The sequence below is a fragment of the Thioclava pacifica DSM 10166 genome, from assembly GCF_000714535.1.
In the GTDB taxonomy this organism is placed as follows: domain Bacteria; phylum Pseudomonadota; class Alphaproteobacteria; order Rhodobacterales; family Rhodobacteraceae; genus Thioclava; species Thioclava pacifica.
This window is the reverse complement of the sequence record NZ_AUND01000041.1, coordinates 30180-50133: the sequence shown is the minus strand read 5'-3', so window position 1 is coordinate 50133 and position 19954 is coordinate 30180. Positions and strand designations below refer to the sequence as shown.

Annotated in this window: 16 protein-coding genes; 12 read left to right on the top strand and 4 right to left on the bottom strand. The window is 64.8% G+C overall.

Going from position 1 to position 19954, the window contains the following annotated elements; all coding sequences use genetic code 11:
* Positions 1 to 33: 33 nt before the first annotated feature.
* Positions 34 to 822, bottom strand: coding sequence for an ABC transporter substrate-binding protein (locus TP2_RS16915; RefSeq protein WP_038079944.1), 789 nt, complete (start codon positions 820 to 822; stop codon positions 34 to 36).
* Between the two features lie 149 nt (positions 823 to 971).
* Between TP2_RS16915 and TP2_RS16910 the strand changes: the two genes are divergently transcribed.
* Positions 972 to 1928 carry a LysR family transcriptional regulator gene (locus TP2_RS16910; RefSeq protein ID WP_038079942.1) on the top strand — a complete coding sequence of 319 codons (957 nt, stop codon included), beginning with the start codon at positions 972 to 974 and terminating at the stop codon, positions 1926 to 1928.
* A gap of 74 nt (positions 1929 to 2002) precedes the next feature.
* On the opposite strand, the gene TP2_RS16905 is transcribed toward TP2_RS16910, so the two are convergent.
* Entirely contained in the window at positions 2003 to 3022 is a 1020-nt protein-coding gene (locus TP2_RS16905; RefSeq protein WP_038079940.1) for an aldo/keto reductase, read from the bottom strand.
* A 169-nt stretch (positions 3023 to 3191) separates the two neighbouring features.
* On the opposite strand from TP2_RS16905, the gene TP2_RS16900 reads away from it, so the two are divergent.
* Positions 3192 to 4097: an AraC family transcriptional regulator gene (locus TP2_RS16900; RefSeq protein ID WP_038079938.1), complete on the top strand. Its 906-nt coding sequence runs from the start codon at positions 3192 to 3194 to the stop codon at positions 4095 to 4097.
* Positions 4098 to 4101: 4 nt separating this feature from the next.
* On the opposite strand, the gene TP2_RS16895 is transcribed toward TP2_RS16900, so the two are convergent.
* A complete protein-coding gene (locus TP2_RS16895) occupies positions 4102 to 5025 on the bottom strand; it encodes a histone deacetylase family protein (RefSeq protein ID WP_038079936.1) in 924 nt (307 codons plus the stop codon).
* A gap of 264 nt (positions 5026 to 5289) precedes the next feature.
* Between TP2_RS16895 and TP2_RS16890 the strand changes: the two genes are divergently transcribed.
* The 4 genes from TP2_RS16890 (at position 5290) to TP2_RS16875 (ending at position 8236) form a co-directional block, all read left to right on the top strand.
* Entirely contained in the window at positions 5290 to 5583 is a 294-nt protein-coding gene (locus TP2_RS16890) for a ribbon-helix-helix domain-containing protein (RefSeq protein ID WP_038079934.1), read from the top strand.
* A 113-nt stretch (positions 5584 to 5696) separates the two neighbouring features.
* Positions 5697 to 6092, top strand: a complete 396-nt coding sequence (locus TP2_RS16885) for a VOC family protein (RefSeq protein WP_038079932.1) — start codon at positions 5697 to 5699, stop codon at positions 6090 to 6092.
* A gap of 36 nt (positions 6093 to 6128) precedes the next feature.
* The gene (locus tag TP2_RS16880) at positions 6129 to 6653 is read left to right on the top strand and encodes a twin-arginine translocation pathway signal (protein ID WP_038079930.1); all 525 of its coding nucleotides are present in this window, start codon (positions 6129 to 6131) and stop codon (positions 6651 to 6653) included.
* Between the two features lie 11 nt (positions 6654 to 6664).
* Complete coding sequence (locus tag TP2_RS16875; RefSeq protein WP_038079928.1) at positions 6665 to 8236, top strand: GMC family oxidoreductase; 1572 nt, start codon at positions 6665 to 6667, stop codon at positions 8234 to 8236.
* 176 nt (positions 8237 to 8412) lie between these two features.
* Here TP2_RS16875 and TP2_RS16870 read toward each other — a convergent pair whose 3' ends face one another.
* Positions 8413 to 11076 (bottom strand): erythromycin esterase family protein, encoded by a 2664-nt coding sequence (locus TP2_RS16870; protein WP_038079926.1) that lies wholly within the window; start codon positions 11074 to 11076, stop codon positions 8413 to 8415.
* A 236-nt stretch (positions 11077 to 11312) separates the two neighbouring features.
* Between TP2_RS16870 and TP2_RS16865 the strand changes: the two genes are divergently transcribed.
* The 6 genes from TP2_RS16865 to TP2_RS16840 all read left to right on the top strand — a co-directional run bounded on the left by TP2_RS16865 (position 11313) and on the right by TP2_RS16840 (position 19940).
* On the top strand, positions 11313 to 11894 hold the full coding sequence (locus tag TP2_RS16865) for a hypothetical protein (protein WP_038079924.1): 582 nt from the start codon (positions 11313 to 11315) through the stop codon (positions 11892 to 11894).
* 125 nt (positions 11895 to 12019) lie between these two features.
* A complete protein-coding gene (locus tag TP2_RS16860; protein WP_038079921.1) occupies positions 12020 to 14650 on the top strand; it encodes a cation-translocating P-type ATPase in 2631 nt (876 codons plus the stop codon).
* Positions 14651 to 14781: 131 nt separating this feature from the next.
* Positions 14782 to 16521, top strand: a complete 1740-nt coding sequence (acsA, locus tag TP2_RS16855; protein ID WP_038079920.1) for an acetate--CoA ligase — start codon at positions 14782 to 14784, stop codon at positions 16519 to 16521.
* Positions 16518 to 18515: a pyruvate dehydrogenase (acetyl-transferring) E1 component subunit alpha gene (gene pdhA / locus TP2_RS18355; protein ID WP_084714433.1), complete on the top strand. Its 1998-nt coding sequence runs from the start codon at positions 16518 to 16520 to the stop codon at positions 18513 to 18515. Before acsA ends, pdhA begins: the two co-directional genes overlap by 4 nt.
* Positions 18516 to 18519: 4 nt before the next feature.
* On the top strand, positions 18520 to 19701 hold the full coding sequence (locus tag TP2_RS16845) for a dihydrolipoamide acetyltransferase family protein (protein ID WP_038079918.1): 1182 nt from the start codon (positions 18520 to 18522) through the stop codon (positions 19699 to 19701).
* The gene (locus tag TP2_RS16840) at positions 19698 to 19940 is read left to right on the top strand and encodes an acyl carrier protein (protein WP_038079916.1); all 243 of its coding nucleotides are present in this window, start codon (positions 19698 to 19700) and stop codon (positions 19938 to 19940) included. The genes TP2_RS16845 and TP2_RS16840 overlap by 4 nt, the downstream gene beginning before the upstream one ends.
* Positions 19941 to 19954 lie beyond the last annotated feature (14 nt).

The following is a 19954-nucleotide window of genomic DNA, read 5'->3' as shown; positions in this document are numbered from 1 at the left end:
GGGCGCGGTTCGTATCGGCGTTTCAGCCGAGGCTCAGCGAATGTCGCCGCCGACCCATTTGTTGGCGATCTCGAGATAGGTGCCGTCGGCCTGCATCGCGTCGAGCGCGTCCTGCATCGCCTTCTTCAGCTCGGGATTGCCCTTGCGGATCGCAATGCCAGCCTGGTCGGCCACGCCGCCCAGATCGACGTCGAGTTCCTTGATCGGCGCGTCGTTCTTCGAGATCGCGAGCAGCACCGGGATATCGTCGTTCACGATCGCATCGACGCGGCCGTTCTCGAGTTCGAGCATCAGTTCCGGCAGACCTTTGTAGGTGCGCACGTTGTAGCCCTGATCGCGGGCCCATTGCTCGTGGGTCTCGCCCAGAGTCACACCGAGCGTCGCGGATTTCAGATCGTCGAGCGTCTTGATCTTGCTGTCCTTGGTGACGAAGATCCCGCGGCTCATGCGGTAGTAGGGGCCAACGAAATCAACGACCTTCTCGCGCTCGGGCGTGATCGACATCGAGCCGACGATGGCGTCGTATTTGTTGGCGAGCAGACCGCCGATGATGCCGTCCCAGGCGGTGGTGATGATCTCGACCTTGAGGCCCATGCGCTTGGCGATCTCCTCGCCGATGGCCGGGTCGAAACCGACGACTTCATTCTGCTCGTTGATGAAGTTGAAGGGCGGGTAGGCGCCCGACATGGCGATGCGGATGACGCCTTTTTCCTTGAGGGTCTCCAGCTCGTCGGCCAGCGCCAGCGAGGGCATCGAGATCCCGGTCGCGGCGAGTGCGCCTGCGCCGAGCATGGTTTTGAGAAGCGTTCTGCGGTTGGTCATGTGTCTCTCCTGATGGATTGCATAACGGGCGCCCTGTTCCCGGCGCGTCCCGTTCTGGAAAGGCCTGCTGGCCCCCTCGAAAGAAACGCTTGCATGCGACATCATATCGCGCAAATAAATAATCAAAATCTTCAATATAGATGAAATTGATGGTCAAGCCCTACGAACAGCGCTTCCCCTGGAATTTGGACTGGAACCTTCTGCGTACCTTCATGGTCGTGGTGGAGCAGCAGGGCATCTCGCGTGCGGCCTATTTCCTCGGGCTCAAGCAACCGACAATCTCCGCTGCGCTCAAACGTCTTGAGGATACGACGGGCCATGAGCTGATCGTCAGAAAGCCGAATGAATTCAAGGTGACACGCGCCGGGAGTCTGCTCTATCAGGAATGCGCTCAGATCTTTGGATCGGTGTCTCAGCTGCCTTCCTTGCTGCAAAGCGGGGCCGAGGAATTGCGTGGCCACATCTCGATTGCCACGACCTCGCACGTGATCTCGGAGCATTACGACGCGGTGCTGCATGACTTCGCGGTCGCCCATCCCAAGGTGACGTTCTCGATCGCCGTGGCCGAAAGTGAGGAGGTCGTCAGTCGCGTCCAGCAGAACCGCGCGAGCCTCGGCATCTGCCTTTTGCATAAAATTCCGGCGAACATGCGGGCCTCGGTGCTCTATCGCGAATATTTCGGTCTGTTCTGTGGCGCGCGCCATCCGCTGTTCGGACAGGAGCGAATCGAGCTTTCCGAGATCGAGGGCGAAACGTCGGTCTCGTTCCAGACCGAAACCGAAGAGGGGCCGCTCTTTCCGGTGGCGCAACTGCGTGCGCGAGCGAAGCTCGCACCGGGCTGGCGCGGCGTGTCGTCGAACCTGCACGAACTGCGTCGGATGATCGTGGCCGGGGTAGGGATCGGCGCGCTGCCGCTGCACGTCGCCAAGCGCGATGTGGAAAGTGGGCGGCTGCGTCAGCTTCCACCCTATACGGAGTTGCCGTTGGTCAATATCTACCTGCTGACCAATCCCCAGCGAAAGCAATCGGATGCCGAGGCCGCGTTTCTCGCTCTGTGCCAGGCGGCGATCACCGGAACCGATCTTGCGGAGCGCACCTATGAATGACGCGGTGCCTGAGGCATGCCCCGGGCCGAGCGCATCTGCGTCCCGGCCCGGAAAAGTGCGAAAGATCTTGTCTCTCAGCGGGCGCGGTAGCCGCCCTGTCGTTCCAACATCCAGCCGGGATATTCGGCAGGCAGGGCGCTGACCTTGTCGAGGGCTGCCAGTTCCTCGGGCTCAAGCGTGATCTCTGTCGCTCCGATATTGTCACTCAGCTGTTCGACCCGCTTCGCGCCGACGATCACGCTGGTCACAACGTCCTGATGCAGCAGCCAGGCAAGCGCCACCTGTGCCACGCTCACGCCTCTGGCCTCGGCGATCGGTCGCATCGCGTCGATCACGTCGAAGGCGCGATCCTTCTCGACCGGCGGGAAATCGAAGCTCGCCCGACGACCATCCGCGCCCTTTCCGTCGCGATCAAACTTGCCCGAGAGCAAGCCGCCTGCGAGCGGGCTCCAGACCATCAGCCCGATCCCGGTGTCGCGCAGCATCGGCACGATCTCGCGCTCGAGATCGCGACCGGCAATGGTGTAGTAGGATTGCAGCGACAGGATCGGGGCGAGCTTGCGCGCCTCGGTAATTCCGACCGCCTTCATCACCTGCCACGCCGCCCAGTTCGACAGTCCGACATAGCGGATATGGCCATGCTGAACGAGCGTATTCAGGGCTTCGAGCGTCTCGGTGATCGGCGTCATCGGGTCGAAGCCGTGGATCTGGTAGAGGTCGATATGATCGAGCTGCAACCGCGAGAGGCTCGCCTTGCACTGCTCCATGATGTGATAGCGTGAGGCGCCGCGCTGATTGACGCCTTCGCCCATGGGCCCGAGCACCTTCGTCGCGATCACCACCTCGTCGCGCGCCACGCCGAGATTGCGCAGGCTTTGCCCGAGAATGCGCTCGCTCTCGCCGCCCGCGTAGATATTCGCGGTGTCGATGAAGTTGATGCCCGCGTCGAGCGCCGTCTTCAACAGCCCGTCGGCATCGTCCTGACGCAGCTGGCCGATATGGCCCCACATGCCCTCGGTGCCGCCGAAGGTCATCGTCCCAAGGCAGAGTTCAGAGACCAGAAGGCCGCTCGGGCCGAGAGGTTTGTAACGCATGGGTCTGTCCTTTCTGGTTGGAAGGGCGCGGCAGTGCCGGCCCGATGCCTCCAAAGTGGGGCAGGCGCGGGATGAGGGCGAGAGCGATCCTCTCGAATGATTGCACGATCCTGTCATCCATCGCTCTTGGCGCTTTGGATTGCCGGGGCAGGGGCGTAGGGTCGATGGTATGGAAAAAGCAGGTTTGGACAAGCTGACCGAGTGCGCCGAGCGGCTCTGGAACAGTCACGGAAAACAATTGCCCATCGACGGGCTGACGCTCACTCGGCGGACCACCCCGAGCGGGCCATTTCATGGCGTCTACAAACCCTCGCTTTGCGTCGTTCTACGCGGGGCGAAGGTCAGCAGGCTGGGGGCCCACGCTTTTTGCTATGACGCCGGGAAATGCCTGATCACCTCACTTGAGGTGCCGATCCGCGCCGAGGTGGTCGAGGCCAGCCCTTCCGCGCCCTATCTTGCCTTCGCGCTCAATCTCGACACGACGCTCGTGGCCGAGATGCTGATCGGCGCGCGCGGCGAGGATGCCGGGGAGGGGCGCACGCCGCCCGCACTCGCCGTCCACGAGATGGACGAAGGCTTGCTGGATCCGCTTGCGCGGCTGCTGGCACTGGCTGACGCGCCGGCAGACATCCCTGTTCTCGCGCCGATGCTGCATCGCGAGATCGTCTGGCGGCTCCTGAACGGGCCGCAAGGGGCGGCGCTGCGCCAGGTGGGCCTTGCCGGAAATCGGCTTGCGCAGATCGGGCAGGCGATCGGCTGGATACGTGAGAATTTCGCGCAGACGCTCAGCATCGCGCATCTGGCCGCGCTTGCCGGGATGAGCGCGGCGACCTTCCATCGCCATTTCAAGGCGGCGACGGGCATGACCCCGGTGCAGTATCAAAAAAGCCTGCGCTTGCAGGAGGCGCGACGGCTCCTGCTGTCGGAAGGCCGCGACGTGGCCCGGATCGGCTTTGCCATCGGCTATGACAGCCCTTCGCAATTCAGCCGCGAATATCGCCGGATGTTCGGCGCCCCGCCCGGGCGCGACCTTGCCCAGATGCGCCGCGAGGTTGCGATGGCTCCCGGCCGCTGAGGTCTCAGCCCGCCAAGGCCCCGAGATGGGCTTCGACGCCTTCGGCAAGCGCGGGCAGGTGATAGCCGCCTTCCAGACAGGAGACGATGCGTCCGTCGCAATGCCGCGCGGCGACGGCACAGATGGCCTCGGTCAGCCAAGTGTAATCCGCGCCGGTCCATAGCAGCCCCGAAATGTCGTCGTCGCGATGGGCATCGAAACCGGCCGAGAGGATGATCAGCTCGGGCGCGAAGGCGTCGAGCCGCGCAAGCGCGCTTTCCCAGGCCGCACGCATCTCCTGTGTTCCGGTTCCGCTCGCGAGCGGAAGGTTGAGCACATTGTCATGCGCGCCGGTCTCCGACGCCTCGCCCGTACCTGGCCAGAGCGTCTCGGGCTCCTGATGTGACGAGACGAAAAAGGTGCGTTGCTCGTCCCACAAGATGTCTTGCGTGCCATTGCCGTGATGGACGTCGAAATCCAGCACCGCGACGCGCGACAACCCGTGACGTTCAAGCGCATGACGTGCCGCGAGCGCCGCGTTGCCGTAGATGCAAAACCCCATCGCGCGGGTACGCGTCGCATGATGACCGGGCGGGCGGGTCGCGACGAAGGCGCGGGTCGTGTCGCCGGAAAGCACCAGATCGACGCCCTGCAACGCACCCCCGGCACCGAGCAGCGCTGCGCGGCGCGACCCGGGCGAGACATGGGTGTCTTCATCAAGATCGAAATGGGCCTCACGCGCGAAGACCTCCTCGAGCGCTGCGAGATAGCGCGGATCATGGCCCAGCAGCAGATCCGCTTCGCTTGCTTCGAGGGCCTCCACGATGGGCAGTCCCATCCGGTCGATCACCGCTCGGACGGTTTCGAGCCGGGCGGGGCGTTCGCGATGATAGGGGCCCGTGTCATGCCCAAGGCAATCCTCGTGGGTGATCGTGATCAGCGTGCTCATACCGCGCTCCAGCAAACGGTGGGGTGTTCAGCTCTCATGTTCTGCGGCGAAGCTGCGCCATGTCCGGGCGAATGGCAAGCGAGGCGCGGGCATGGGAGGTGATGTCCTGGCTGGCGGCGACGGTCCGTGTCGCCAGCCTCGAGCGCGCCCGGAACCGCCGCTCGTCACACAACGAGATTGACCTGCTCCCAATTGGCAATATCCTTTTGGCCCGGGCGAGCTTCGGCTCACCCAGGCAATCGGATCTAAGGGAGGAGATACGATATGTGCCATGTGTTCGCCGGTCAGGACCCGGAGCGCTATTCCAGTGAAACCCGCCGTCTGCGGCTCAATGGCCAGAGCACAAGCATCCGGCTCGAAAATGCGTTCTGGGATATTCTCGACGAAATCGCGGCCCGCGATGGCGTCTCGACACCCACTTTCATCTCGACGCTGCATGCCGAGGTGCTGGAACTGCGCGGGGAGCCGTCGAATTTCACCTCGCTGCTGCGCTGCGCCTGCCTGAAATTCATGGAAATTTCCAACGATCGCGCACCGCTCGCCGTCGCGGCTGAATAAGCGCGATCACGAAAACTGAAAAACTTCACGGGTAGTATAGACCTACTACCCGGCCCGCCGCGGCCCGCTGCTACGCTTTCTAGGTAAGCAAGACCAAGCAGCGGGAGCAACCGGTGGCAAAAACCGTCCATTCCATGATCCGCGTCCTCGACGAGGACCGTTCTGTCGCATTCTACGACAAGGCCTTCGGCCTGAAAGTCGCTGATCGGCTCGACTTTCCCGATTTCACGCTCGTCTACATGAGCAATCCCGAAAGCCCCTTCGAGCTCGAACTGACGATCAACAAGGGGCGCACCGAGCCTTACGACCTTGGCGATGGCTATGGCCATATCGCCGTCGTGGTCGAGGACCTCGAAGCCGAACACAAACGCTTTGAAGCCGAGGGGCTCGCGCCCCGCAAACTCGTGGAATTCGCGCCGGCAGGGGAGGTCGTCGCGAAGTTCTTTTTCGTGGCCGATCCGGACGGATATCAGATCGAGGTGATCCAGCGCGGCGGCCGCTTCAAGTGAGATTTTCCTAAGGGAGACATCAGGGAGGAGACGACAATGGCAACCAAGGTAGGCTCGAAAGGGCTCACCCGACGGCAGCTTTTGGCGCGGGCGACCGCGGCGGGGGCAAGCTTCGTCGTGGGGTCGGGGTTCATGGCGGCGCGCGACGCGGCCTGGGCAACCGAGCTCTCGGCGCTCAAGCCGACGACATTCGCGACGCTGGTGCAGATGGCGCGCGACATCTATCCGCACGACAAGATCGACGACCAGTATTACGTGCTCGCGGTCAAGGGTTACGACACCGCGGATGCGGCGCCCGAGATCGAGGCGGGGATCGCGGCGCTCGATGCGGCGGCGCGCGGCAAGGGCTTCGCGAATTACCTCGAAACGGGATGGGAGCGCGACCGCGTGGACCTTCTGAGGGGCATGGAGGAGAGCCCCTTCTTCCAGAAGATCCGCGGCGGTCTCGTGACCGGTCTCTACAACCAGAAAGCGGTCTGGCCGATCTTCGGCTACGAGGGCGAGTCCTATTCCAAGGGCGGCTACATCAACCGCGGTTTTGACGACATCGACTGGCTGTAAGGGAGGCGGACATGGTTGCGAAATTTGATCTGAGCGACGACAGCGTCGTCGTCATCATCGGCACCGGCGCCGGCGGCGGGGTGCTTGCGAACGAGTTGGCGCAAAAGGGCGTCAAGGTGGTCGCACTCGAGGCGGGCGGTCGCTATCTGCCCGACGACTACATCAACGACGAGTGGGACAGCTTCGGCCAGCTCGCCTGGACCGAGCCGCGCACCACGAGCGGCGACTGGCGTGTGGCGAAGGACTTCTCGGGCCTGCCCGCATGGATCGTGAAAGCGGTCGGCGGCACCTCGATCCACTGGGCCGGCGCAAGCCTGCGGTTTCAGGACCACGAGTTCAAGACGAAGACCCATTACGGCAATGTCGACGGGGCAAACCTGCTCGACTGGCCGATCGACCCGGCCGAGCTTGCGCCCTATTACGACAAGGCCGAGGCCAAGCTGGGCGTGACGCGCACCGGCGACCGTCCGGGCCTGCCGGGCAACAACAACTTCAAGGTGCTTGAGAAAGGCGCGAAGGCGCTTGGCTATCAGGACGTGAATACCGGCCATATGGCGATCAACTCGATCGAATATGACGGCCGGATGTCGTGCCAGCAGACGGGCTTCTGTTTCCAGGGCTGCAAGTGGGGGGCTAAGTGGTCCTCGGCCTACACGGATATCCCGCGCGGCGAGGCGACCGGCAATCTGGAGGTGCGTGACCACTGCCATGTCGCGCGCATCCTGCATGACGACAAGGGCATGGCCTCGGGGGTCGAGTATTTCGACAAGGACGGCAATCTGCAGATGCAGAAGGCGAAGATCGTCTGCCTTGCGGGCAACTCGATCGAGAGCCCGCGCGTGCTGCTGAACTCCCATTCGGCGATGTTCCCGGACGGGCTTGCGAACTCCTCGGGGCAGGTCGGACGCAACTACATGCGCCACACCACGGGCTCGGTCTATGGCGTGTTCGACAAGCCGGTGAAGATGTGGCGCGGCACGACGATGGCGGGCATCGTCCGCGACGAGGCGCGTCACGACCCCTCGCGCGGCTTCGTCGGCGGCTACGAGCTGGAAACGCTCAGCCTCGGCCTGCCCTTCATGGCGGCCTTCCTCGATCCCGGCGGCTGGGGGCGCGAATTCACCTCGGCGCTCGACAGCTACGAGAACATGGCCGGGATGTGGATCGTGGGCGAGGACATGCCGCAGGAAACCAACCGCATCACCCTCAACCACGAGGTCACCGATGCCTATGGTCTGCCGGTCGCGAATGTGAACTACACCGATCACCCGAACGACCGGGCGATGCGCGATCACGCCTATGCACGCGGGGCCGCGATCTATGACGCGGTGGGGGCGACCCGGACCTTCCCGACGCCGCCCTATCCGTCGACGCATAATCTCGGCACCAACCGGATGTCGGAAAAGCCGCGCGACGGGGTGGTGAACAAGCACGGGCAGGCCCATGACGTGCCCAACCTGTTCATCTCGGACGGCTCGCAATTCACCACCGGCGCGGCGGAGAACCCGACGCTGACCATCGTGGCGCTGGCGATCCGTCAGGCGGATTTCATCGCCGACGAGATGTCGAAGGGCAATATCTGAGATCCGTTCCGGCGATCAGTGACCAAGAGACCGGGCCGCCTGCGGGTGGCCCGGTTCGTTCTGGATCGGGGGAGGTGCTCCCGCCGAGCCTCGCCGAAATGCTTCTCGCCCAATTTCGCGCTGTCTGAGATACGGCCCGTCTCTGGGAGCGGCGCGCGACAAGCCATTGCCGGGGATCAGAGGCCGAAGGGAAAGGTATCGTCTTCCCCGTCGCGAAACGGCGCGGGAGCGGCGGTTACCGCTTTCGTCTCGTCGAACCAGACGAAGCCGTCATACTGATCGGGCAACGTGGCGTGGGAGTAATGGCTCCAGCGCTCGGTTTCGGGGCGGTAGATCACGCCGATATAGCGTTCGAGCCGTGGCTCGGAAAGCGCGCGTTGCAAGGCAGCGGGCAGGGTCTTGCCGAGGTCGAGCAGGAACCGGGCCTCGCCCGTCGCGTGGCACAGCGCCTCGTAGCTGTCGGGGCGCGAGGGGCGCACCGATTTCACCTCCATCGGCGCATCCCATTCCGACGCGGCCGCGACTGTTCCCGTATGCGTGCCGAACCCGATCAGCGCGGCCTCTGCGCCGTAAGCCTCGCGGCAAAGCTGGCCGATATTCCACTCGTTGCGCGTGCGGCCCATATCGGTAAAGCGCGCATCCCCGATATGAGAGTTATGCGCCCAGACGACCGCCTTGGCATCGGGGCCGCCGCGTTCGAGGATGCGTTCGAGCGTTTCGAACATATGCCGGTCGCGCAGATTCCACGTCTCGTGCGAGGCGTAATACATCACGCGGTAATAGCGCTCGGCATTCGCGACGAGCCGGGCGTTTTGCACCGCGTCGAAGAAGTCGTCGCCATCGCGGGCGGAGTAATCCAGCTCGCCTTCCAGCAGGTCGAGCAAGGTGCGTGTGACCGGATCTTCGCAAAGCGCGTAGCCGTGACTGAGCGAGGCGCGACCGTAAGCGGCGAGCTGGTGCGACCAGGGGTCGAAACAGGCGTAACGTTGACGTGCTTCCTTCGCGGCCTCCGGGTCGATGCCGTCGAGATAATCGAGCACTGCAGAGATCGAGGCTGACAGGCTGTAGAGATCGAGCCCCGCGAACCGCACCTGCCGATCGGGCGTGCGCTGCGCATTGAGGGCGCGCAAACTGTCGATGAAGTCATCGACCTCGCGATTGCGCCACATCCAGGTTGGAAACCGCGTGAAGGGATCGTCCCGACCTGTCCGTGGCGGCAGGTTCCGGATGTGCCGGTCGATCGCGGCGGCATCGGGCCAGTCGGCCTCGACGCAGACATGGGTGAAACCGTGCTTTTCAATCAGTCGCCGTGTGATCGCGGCCCGCGCGCGGTAGAATTCCGAGGTGCCATGCGAAGCCTCGCCCAGCAGGACGACCCGCGCATCGGCGTAACGGTCGAAGGCTTCGGCGAACGCGGGGTCGTCGATCTCGGGCAAGGGGTGGATGGCTTGGCGCAGCGCGGTGGCGATCTCCTCGGGCGTGGTCAGATGATCCTCGATCTGCGGGTGAACCGCCGTGGCAGGTAGGGTCAAATGCTGCACGAACCAGTCGCCCGCCATCGCGCAGACCATCTCGAGCGTACCCGGTTCTTCGAAGAGATGCGTCGCGCCGGGCACGATCCGAAGCGCCTTCTCGCAGGTCAGATCGGCCAGCGCCGAACGGTTCAGCGCGAGCACCTGCCCGTCATCACCGCCCACGATCAGAAGGCTTGGCGCCGTGACCGCGCCCAGATGCGCTCCGGCAAGGTCAGGGCGTCCTCCGCGCGAGACCACGGCCGCGATCCGCTCTCCCAGTCCGGCCGCCGCGACGAGGGCGGCCCCGGCTCCCGTGCTCGCGCCAAAGAGCCCGACCGGCAGATCTTCGATATCGGGCTCGCCGCTGACATAGAGCACCGTTTCGGTGATCCGCTCGGCAAGGAGTGGAATATCGAAGACGTTGCGCCGGTCCGCCGCTTCCTCCGGTGTCAGCAGATCGAATAGCAGCGTCGCGAAGCCGCGCGCATTGAGGGTTTCGGCCACGGCGCGATTGCGCGGACTGAGACGGCTGGACCCGCTCCCATGGGCAAAGATCACGAGCCCTTTCGGGTCGGCTGGCACCGTCAAATCGCCTTCCAGCGCATGCGGTGGGATCACTACAGCGCGGCACATCAGGCCGGTCGCTTCGGTCGGGTCAGGATCATCATTCGCTCCCCAGCCTTGCTGCAAAAGCGAGACCGTCTCCTCATCCGAAAGCTGGTGAAAATCGTCATAAAAAGCGCCGACGCCGTAAAACCGGTTCGTCGGGTTCAGGCAAACGACCCGATCGGCGATTTCTTCGAATTCGGGGATGGCGGAGGCCGGCGCGACCGGCACGGCAATCCAGATCTGCGCCGCCCCTTGCTGGCGAAGCCCAAGCAGCGCCGCCTTCATCGTGGCCCCCGTCGCCAGGCCGTCATCGACGAGGATTGCCGTGTGGCCTTCGGGCGAGACCTGCTTGTGATCGCCCAAATAGCGTTTGCGACGCCGTTCAAGTTCCTCCAGCTCGCGGGCGCGTTCGCTTTCGAGATAGGCGGCATCGGCATGGGAATGGCGTCGCACCGCTTCGTTGATCACCATTTGCGGGTGCGCGCCGTCCACGATCGCGCCCAGTGCGACCTCTGGCGAGCCCGGCGCGCTGATCTTGCGCACGAAGACCAGATCGAGCGGCGCCCCGAGCTTGCGGGCCACCTCCAGCGCGATCGGCACCCCGCCGCGCGGCAGCCCGTAGATGATCGGGCGATCCGGATCCATGCCCGCCAGACGCTCGCCGAGCATCCGCCCGGCCTCGGCGCGATCGGTGAAGCGCAACTCGCTGTCAGTCATCACGAGGCCTCCCCTCCGGGCCCGGTCCAACCGAAGAACGTCGCGGTTCAAACCGGGCTGTCCTGGTGATCTGAAATCTAACCTAGCACCAAACAGAGTGCTCGAAATTGATCTTGCGCATCGGCGTCCGGTCTTGGGGCTTTCGGCGGACGCGCGCAGAAACGAGGCAGAATCGCCTTTATCGGCTATAATCACGCGATGCGCCGGGAGGAGAGGGCGCGTCAGGGAGGGAAGACATGGACGACACATCGGAAGAGCATGAGGCGCTCGAAAATCTGATCGACGTGCCCGAAGCGGTGGGCGTTTTCGACAGTTTCGAGGCGCTGCAAGGCGCGTTCTACGATCTGCGCATGGTGGGCTTCAGCCGCTACGATATCAGCCTTCTTGGATCGGAACACGCGCTGAAATCGAAACTGGGCAAGGCCTATTGGCGTGCGCCCGATCTTGAAGACGACCCGAAAGCGCCGCGTGCGGCCTTCGTCTCGGAAGAGGCGATCGGTGAATTGGAAGGGGCGATTGTTGGCGGGTTCTTTTTCGTGGGCTCCTACATCGCGATGGCGGCCCTTCTGACGCCTTTGAGCACCTTGGCCGCATCCATCGCCGCGATTGCGATCGGCGGGAGCCCGGCGGCTGTCGTAGGGGCTTTGCTCGCGCGCCGAGTGGGAAAACATCACAAGGATTATTACGCTCATCAGATCGAGAACGGCGGCATCCTTCTCTGGGTGCGGGTTCCGACCGAAGAAAAGAAAAAGCTCGCGATCGAGATCCTGAAAGGGCATTCGGGCCGGGATGTGCATGTGCACGACTGGAGCGCCTGAGCCGAAAACGCAGCTCAAATCACATCCGCAAGACCGGGTGCGTTGCGACACAGGTATGCATCGCAGGGTGATTGCGTGGCCTGCGGAAAGTCTTACCATCCGGGCGGGATGACCGAAGGCCCGCGATGAACGCATCCAGTCACGAGACAGCTTTTGCCGAGACCGCCGAGGCGGTGCTTGCGCGGTTGGCGGTTCCGTTTCCGCAGGGGTTGCCCCCGCAGGAAGCCGCCGCGCGCCTCGAACGCTATGGCCCGAACGCACTGCGCCGTCAGAAGCCGCGCAGTGCGCTTCGGATCCTGCTGCACCAGTTTCAGGGGGTAATCGTTGCCCTTCTCGTTCTGGCCACGGTTTTCTCGCTGGTCATTGGCGATGTCGTCGAGGCCCTCGCGATCCTGGTGGTGCTGCTGCTCAACGGTGCTATCGGCTTTTTCACCGAGCTGCGCGCCGCTCGCTCGATGGAGGCGTTGTTCAGCATTGCCGAGGTTCGCACCCGTGTGCGCCGCGACGGGATGCTCATTGAGGTCGACGCGCGCGATCTCGTGCCGGGCGATCTTGTGGTGCTTGAGGCAGGCGACGTGGTGACCGCCGATCTGCGGCTTGTGGAGGCGTCGGGTCTCTATTGCGACGAATCCGTTCTCACCGGGGAATCCTTGCCCGTTCTCAAGACGACTGCACCGCTCCCGCCCCAGACGGTGCTCGGCGATCGGAAGAACATGGGGTTCAAGGGGGCGGCGGTCACGCGTGGGGCCGGGATGGGTGTCGTCGTCCAGAGCGGTATGCAAACCGAGATCGGCAAGATCAGTCAGCTCGCGATGGAGGCCAGCACCGAGACCACGCCGCTCGAGCGGCAGCTGGCGCAGCTCGGTCAACGTCTCGTCTGGCTGACCCTGGTGCTCGCCGCCGCGATCATTGCCGCGGGGCTGGTGCAGGGCCACCCGTTGACGGGGATGATCCAGACCGGGGTCGCGCTCGCGGTCGCCGCGATCCCGGAAGGGATTCCGGTCGTGGCCACCCTGTCTCTGGCGCGTGGCATGTGGCGGATGGTGCAGCGTAACGCGCTGATCAGTCGTCTGTCCTCGGTCGAGACGCTGGGCGCGACGACGTTGATCCTGACCGACAAGACCGGAACTTTGACCGAGAACCGGATGAGCGTCGTGCAGGTGCTGCTCGATGGGGAAAGCCTTGATCTGGGCGAAAGCATCGCCCCGGCCGAGGAGGTCCGATATCGCTGGGCCTTGCGCATCGGCATGCTCTGCAACAATGCAGAGCTGGGTGCAGGGGAAGAGGGCCGGACCGGCGATCCGACCGAGCTCGCCTTGCTGAGCGCTGCGCATGAGGCTGGGCTGGGCCCCGATGATGCAAGGCCGCGCCTCGTTCAGCATGCCTTCGAGACCGACAGCCTGATGATGGCGACCGTCCATGCGCTGCCCGAAGGGGGCGCGCTCTATGCGGTGAAAGGTGCACCCGAGGCGGTGATTGCGTCATGCAGCGAGGTGCTGGGGCCGGAGGGCGTGCGTCCTCTGGATGCCGAGGAGAAGGAGGCCTGGATTGCGCGCAATGCGCTCGCGGCGGGCAAGGGGCTTCGCGGGATCGGACTTGCGATGAAACGGGCGGAGACCGCCGAGGAGGCCCCTTACGAAGGGCTGACGCTTGTCGCGATTGCCTGCCTTGCCGATCCGCTGCGCAAGGATGTGCCGCCGGCGATCGCGGCCTGCCAGAGCGCGGGGATCCGGGTGATCATGCTGACCGGCGATCATGCTGAAACCGCCGCCCGCATCGCGAAAGATTCCGGGATCAGTGAAGATGGCGTCGTGGCGATCGAGGGGCGGGAGCTTGCCGGTCTCGATCTGGAAGACGCCTCCGAGGAGACGCTCGAACGTCTGCGCCATGCGAGTGTCTTCGCACGTGTCGCGCCGGCGACAAAGCTGGCGCTGGTGAGCTTTTTTCAACGCGAAGGCGAGACCGTCGCGATGACCGGCGACGGGGTGAATGACGCGCCTGCGCTGAAGAAGGCCGATATCGGCATCGCGATGGGTAAGCGCGGCACCCAGGTCGCCCGCGAGGCCGCACATATGGTGCTCAAGGACGACGATTTCGCGACGATCGTAGAGGCGGTTCGGCAGGGCCGGGTGATCTTCGGCAATATCCGAAAATTCGTTGTCTACCTGATGTCGTGCAACCTTTCGGAAATCCTCGTGGTCGGGATCGCCGTGGGGGCGGGGCTGCCCGCGCCGCTTCTGCCTTTGCAGATCCTGTTTCTCAACCTCGTCACGGATGTCTTTCCGGCGCTGGCGCTGGGGATGGGCCGTGGTGACGGGCAGGAGATGCAACGCCCGCCGCGCGACCGGACCGAGCCGATCCTCGCACGTCGCGAATGGCGCCGCATCGTGCTGTTCGGCGCCTTCGTGACGCTCGCCACGATGGGGGCCTTTGCCGGAGCGCTCTACGGCTTGCATCTCGCGACGCCGGAGGCGGTGACCGTGGCCTTCGTTGCGCTTGCGATGGGCCAGCTCTGGAACGTGTTCAACATGCGCGAAGGGGATACGCATGCGCTGCGCAACGATGTGACGCGCAACCCCTATGTCTGGGGGGCGTTGGCGTTGTGTCTCGTTCTGATCGCGGCGGCGTTGTGGCTGCCGGGATTGACGGATGTGCTCCAATTGCCGTCGCCCGGCGTCTCGGGGTTGTTGCTGGCCGTGGCGATGAGTTTGCTTCCGCCGGTTCTTGGGCATCTGGCGCTGCGGTTCAGGGCGTGAGCTGCTCATCACAACTGCGCCCCGTTGAGCGGCATCAATGAAAACGCATTTCCTCCTGGTCTAGGTTCGCTTGTGGCGGCCTTCGACACGGGCGGCCGAATCGACTGGCATCACCTTTGGGAGGAGGCGTGATGACTTGGGCGATTATCCAAAAGTCGGCCGCTGATCGCACGGCCGCCACGCTGACCGAAAAGGTCCGCGAGGCCTTCACGTGGGAAACCGCTCGGGCGATGCTCGACGGCCTTCCGGGTGGAGGCCTCAACATCGCCCATGAGGCGGTGGATCGGCATGTCGCGGCAGGACACGGGGCCGAGGAGGCGATCCTGTGGCTGAGCAAGGATGGCGAGCGGGAAAGCCTGAGCTATGGCGATCTGGCGCTTCGCACGGCGCGCTTCGCCAATGTTCTGAAAAGTCACGGTCTGCAACCCGGCGACCGGCTTTTCGGTCTCGCGGGGCGTGTGCCCGATCTCTACGTCGCGGCGCTGGGCACGTTGAAGGCGGGGATGATCTTCTCGCCACTCTTTTCCGCCTTCGGCCCGGAACCCCTGCGCACCCGGCTCGAAATCGGCGAGGCCAATGCACTGATCACCACCGCCTCGATCTATCGGCGCAAGATCGCGCCCTGGCGCGCGGAAATCCCCTCTCTGAAACTGGTGCTGATCATCGGCGACGAGGCGCCCGAGGATTGCGTCGCGCTCGGCCCCGCGATGGCCGCGGCCTCCGATCACTTCGAGACGGTTCGCACCCAGCCCGAAGATCCCGCGCTGATCCATTTCACCTCCGGCACCACGGGGCGCCCCAAAGGCGCGGTCCATGTGCACAACGCGGTGGTGATGCATGCCGCCGCGGGGCGCTACGCGCTCGAACTGACGCCGGACACGCGCTACTGGTGCACCGCCGATCCGGGCTGGGTGACGGGGACCTCGTTCGGGATCATCTCGCCGCTGGTGAACCGGGTGCGGATGGTCATCGACGAGGCCGATTTCGATCTCGACCGCTGGTATGGCATCCTCGAGCGCGAGCAGATCGAGGTCTGGTACACAGCGCCGACCGCGATCCGCATGATGATGCGTGCGGGCAAGGCGGCGGCCGCGCCTTACGATTTCTCGAAGCTGCGTTTCATGGCCTCGGTGGGCGAGCCGCTCAATCCCGAGGCCGTGGTCTGGGGCAACGAGGTCTTCGGTAAGCCCTTCCACGACAACTGGTGGCAGACCGAGACGGGCGGGATCATGATTGCCAACACCCGCGCGATGGATGTGCATCCCGGCTCGATGGGCAAACCGCTGCCGGGGATCGTGGCCGGAATCGTTGCGCGTGTCGATGGCGGGCTGCGCGAGTGCGTCAGCGGCGAGATCGGCGAACTGGCCTTGCGCCCGGGATGGCCCTCGATGATGCGCGGGTATCTGCATGAAGAAGCACGCTACAAGAAGTGCTTCGTCGATGGCTGGTATCTCTCGGGCGATCTCGCGATGCGCGACGGCGAGGGCTATTTCTGGTTCGTTGGCCGCGCCGACGATCTCATCAAGTCCTCTGGCCACCTGATCGGTCCCTTCGAGGTCGAAAGCGCGCTGATCGAGCACCCGGCGGTGGCCGAGGCCGCCGTGATCGGCCTGCCGGACGAGACCGCGGGCGAGGTCGTGAAGGCCTATGTCGCGCTCAATCCGGGCTTCGAGCCTTCCGAAGATCTCGAGCGCGACATTCGTGGTCTTGCGCGCAAGAAGCTCGGCGCGGCGGTCGCCCCGCGCGAGGTGGTGTTCCGCAAGACTCTGCCCAAGACCCGCTCGGGCAAGATCATGCGCCGGTTGCTGAAGGCGCGTGAGCTTGGCCTGCCGGAAGGCGATATTTCGACGCTGGAGAGTGACGAGACATGAGTGCCGACAAACCGCATCTGACCCATGACCACATCCGCGAACTGCTCACGGCGATGATCCGTATCCGCCATTTCGAGGATAAATGCGCCGAGCTCTACACGCAGGAAAAAATCCGGGGCTTTCTGCATCTCTACGACGGCGAGGAGGCAGTGGCCTCGGGCGTGATCCCGCGCCTTGGCCCCGAGGATCGCATCGTCGCGACCTATCGCGAGCATGGCCATGCGCTGGTGCGCGGCGTGCCGATGGAGCGCGTGATGGCCGAGATGTATGGCAAGGCTACGGGCGCTTCGGGCGGGCGGGGCGGCTCTATGCATATCTTCGACGCCGCGCGGAATTTCTATGGCGGCAACGCGATCGTGGGGGGTGGGCTGCCGCTGGCCGTGGGGCTCGCCCTGCGCGACCGGATGATGGGGGCGCCCAATGTCACCGCCTGTTTCTTCGGGGAAGGGGCGATGGCCGAGGGCGAGTTCCACGAGTCGATGAACCTCGCGCAGCTCTGGTCGCTGCCGGTGCTGTTCGTCTGCGAGAACAACGGCTACGCGATGGGCTCGGCCCTGGCGCGGACCGAGGCCGAGACCGACATAAGGCGCAAGGCAGCGGCCTATGGCACGGTGACGGAACAGGTGGACGGGATGGATGTGGTCGCGGTCGAGGCGGCCACCCGCCGGGCGCTCGCCGCGATCCGCGAAACCGGCAAGCCCTATTTCCTCGAATGTCTGACCTATCGCTTCCGGGCCCATTCGATGTTCGACGCCCAGCTCTACCGCGACAAGGACGAGGTGGCCGCGTGGCGCGAGAAGGGGCCGATCGTCCGGTTCCAGTCCTGGCTATACGAGACCGGGCTGATGCATTCCGAAGAGGTCGCGCAGATCGAGGCGGGTGTCGAGGACGAGATCGCCGCCGCCGTGGCCTATGCCGAGGCGAGCGCGTGGGAGCCGCTCGAGACGCTCACCCGCCATGTCGTGGCCGAGGACCGCCCCGCGCCGCCCGCGCCGCCCGAACCCGGCGCCGAGACCGTCGAGATGACCTATCGCGAGGCGGTCAAACAGGGCATCCGCGACGCGATGATCCGCGATGAACGGGTCTTCCTGATGGGCGAGGATGTGGGCGCTTACGGCGGGTGCTACGCGGTCTCGAAAGGGCTGATGGAGGAGTTCGGCGAAGACCGTATCCGCGACACGCCGCTGTCGGAATCCGGCTTCACCGGGGCCGGGATCGGTGCGGCGGCGGCGGGGATGCGCCCCATCGTCGAGGTGATGACGGTGAATTTCTCGCTGCTCGCGCTCGACCAGATCATGAACACCGCCGCCACGATCCGGCACATGTCGGGCGGGCAGTTCGGCGCGCCGGTGGTGATCCGGCTCGCGACCGGCGCGGGCAAGCAACTCGCGGCGCAGCATTCCCATTCGCTCGAAGGGTGGTATGCGCATATTCCGGGGCTGCGGGTGCTGGCGCCCGCCACGTTGGAGGATGCGCGTGGGATGCTCTGGACCGCGCTGGAAGATCCCGATCCCGTGCTGATCTTCGAGAATGTCATGCTCTACAACATGACCGGGCAGATCGCCGCGAATACCGGGCCGGTCGATATCGACAAAGCCGCGATCCGGCGCGCGGGCAAGGATATCAGCCTGATTACCTATGGCGGCTCGCTATGGAAGACGCTCGAGGCAGCCGAGGCGCTGGCAGGCGAGGGGATCGAGGCGGAGGTGATCGACCTGCGCTGCCTGCGCCCGCTCGATGACGCAACGATCATGGCCTCGCTGGCGCGCACGCGGCGTGCGGTGATCGTGGATGAGGGCTGGCGGTCTGGCTCGCTCTCGGCCGAGATTGCGGCCCGGATCGGCGAGCAGGCCTTCTGGCATCTCGATGCGCCGGTGGGCCGAGTGTGTGCGGCCGAGGTGCCGATCCCCTATCCCAAACATCTCGAGGATGCCGCCATTCCGCAGGTGCCCGCCATCGTCGCCGCTGTGAAGGCGGCGCTCGGGAAAGGGTGAGGCGATGGCTGTCTTCAAGATGCCCTCGCTCGGCGCGGATATGGAGGCGGGTAAGCTCGTCGAATGGCTGGTGAAACCGGGCGATCCCGTCAAGCACGGCGATATCGTCGCGGTGGTCGAGACCCAGAAAGGCGCGATCGAGATCGAGATTTTCGAGGATGGCGTGGTCGAGAAACTGCTCGCGGAGCTCGGCCAGAGCCTGCCTGTCGGCGCACCGCTCGCGGTCATTCGCGCGGCTGGCCAGGTGGTAACGGAGGCTCCCGAAGCCCCGCCGTCTGAAACGCCGCGGGCCGATGTCGAAGCAACCGCGCCCGTCGCAAAGACGGAGCCATCAACGGTGCCACCTTCACCCGCCCCGACAGGGATCGCCGCCTCTCCAGCCGCCAAGGCGCGCGCGGCGGAGCTGGGGATCGCGTTGCAGAGCCTAACCGGCAGCGGTCCGGACGGCGCGATCGTTCTGGCCGATGTCGACGCGGCGAAGCCCGCCGCGCCCCCCTCTGCCAAGCCCGAGCGCGGTGCCTATCTCGCCGAGATGCGCAAGGCGATCGCCGCCGCGATGACCCGGTCCAAACGCGAGATCCCGCATTACTACGTCACCCACACGGTCGATCTGAGCGCCGCGACCGACTGGCTGAACGCCGCGAATGCCGCCCGCCCGCCCGAAGAGCGTATCCTCATGGGCGCGCTTCTGATGAAGGCCGTGGCGCTGGCTGCGCGCGAGGAAAAGGCGGTGAACGGGCATTTTGGCGAAGAGGGCTTCACGCCATCCAAGGCGATCCATCTCGGCCTTGCCATAGCACTTCGGGGCGGCGGGCTTGTCGCCCCCGCGATCCTCGATGCCGACCGGCTGAGCCTGCACGCCCTGATGGAGGCGATGCGTGATCTGACGACCCGCGCCCGCGCGGGACGGCTGAAAAGCTCGGAGATGAGCATGGCCACCCTGACGTTTTCGGCGCTCGGAGAAAGCGGGGTCGAGGCGATGGCCGGGATCATCGTGCCGCCGCAGGTCGCCATCGTCACCGCCGGAGCGCCCGGCCCGCAGCCGCTGGTGCGCGACGGCGAAGTGGTCGCCGCGCAGGCCGTGACGCTGACCCTCGCGGCCGATCACCGCGTAAGCGACGGGCGGCTGGGCTCGAAATTCCTGATCGCGATCGACGCGAAGCTGCAAATCCCGGAGGAGCTATGACCGAAGACGAAATCCGCAGCGCCTATATCGAGGAGCTCGTGAAGGTGGCCCCCGATCTCGACCCGGCCGGTATCGCGGGTTCGGACCATCTTCAGGACGATCTGGAGCTCGACTCGATGGATATCCTCAATCTCGTGATCGCACTCAACGCGCGCTTCGGCGTCGCCATCGCCGAAGCTGATTATCCGCAGATCGCCACGCCCGACCTTGCAGCGGCGTTCCTCAAATCACGCGTCTGACTGCGTGCGGCCTG

What these genes read in the sequence shown, in the direction of transcription:
- TP2_RS16915 (WP_038079944.1), bottom strand. Translation starts at nt 822, where the DNA reads ATGACCAACCGCAGAACGCTTCTCAAAACCATGCTCGGCGCAGGCGCA.
- TP2_RS16910 (WP_038079942.1), top strand. Translation starts at nt 972, where the DNA reads ATGGTCAAGCCCTACGAACAGCGCTTCCCCTGGAATTTGGACTGGAAC.
- TP2_RS16905 (WP_038079940.1), bottom strand. Translation starts at nt 3,022, where the DNA reads ATGCGTTACAAACCTCTCGGCCCGAGCGGCCTTCTGGTCTCTGAACTC.
- TP2_RS16900 (WP_038079938.1), top strand. Translation starts at nt 3,192, where the DNA reads ATGGAAAAAGCAGGTTTGGACAAGCTGACCGAGTGCGCCGAGCGGCTC.
- TP2_RS16895 (WP_038079936.1), bottom strand. Translation starts at nt 5,025, where the DNA reads ATGAGCACGCTGATCACGATCACCCACGAGGATTGCCTTGGGCATGAC.
- TP2_RS16890 (WP_038079934.1), top strand. Translation starts at nt 5,290, where the DNA reads ATGTGCCATGTGTTCGCCGGTCAGGACCCGGAGCGCTATTCCAGTGAA.
- TP2_RS16880 (WP_038079930.1), top strand. Translation starts at nt 6,129, where the DNA reads ATGGCAACCAAGGTAGGCTCGAAAGGGCTCACCCGACGGCAGCTTTTG.
- TP2_RS16875 (WP_038079928.1), top strand. Translation starts at nt 6,665, where the DNA reads ATGGTTGCGAAATTTGATCTGAGCGACGACAGCGTCGTCGTCATCATC.
- TP2_RS16870 (WP_038079926.1), bottom strand. Translation starts at nt 11,076, where the DNA reads ATGACTGACAGCGAGTTGCGCTTCACCGATCGCGCCGAGGCCGGGCGG.
- TP2_RS16865 (WP_038079924.1), top strand. Translation starts at nt 11,313, where the DNA reads ATGGACGACACATCGGAAGAGCATGAGGCGCTCGAAAATCTGATCGAC.
- TP2_RS16860 (WP_038079921.1), top strand. Translation starts at nt 12,020, where the DNA reads ATGAACGCATCCAGTCACGAGACAGCTTTTGCCGAGACCGCCGAGGCG.
- acsA (WP_038079920.1), top strand. Translation starts at nt 14,782, where the DNA reads ATGACTTGGGCGATTATCCAAAAGTCGGCCGCTGATCGCACGGCCGCC.
- pdhA (WP_084714433.1), top strand. Translation starts at nt 16,518, where the DNA reads ATGAGTGCCGACAAACCGCATCTGACCCATGACCACATCCGCGAACTG.
- TP2_RS16845 (WP_038079918.1), top strand. Translation starts at nt 18,520, where the DNA reads ATGGCTGTCTTCAAGATGCCCTCGCTCGGCGCGGATATGGAGGCGGGT.
- TP2_RS16840 (WP_038079916.1), top strand. Translation starts at nt 19,698, where the DNA reads ATGACCGAAGACGAAATCCGCAGCGCCTATATCGAGGAGCTCGTGAAG.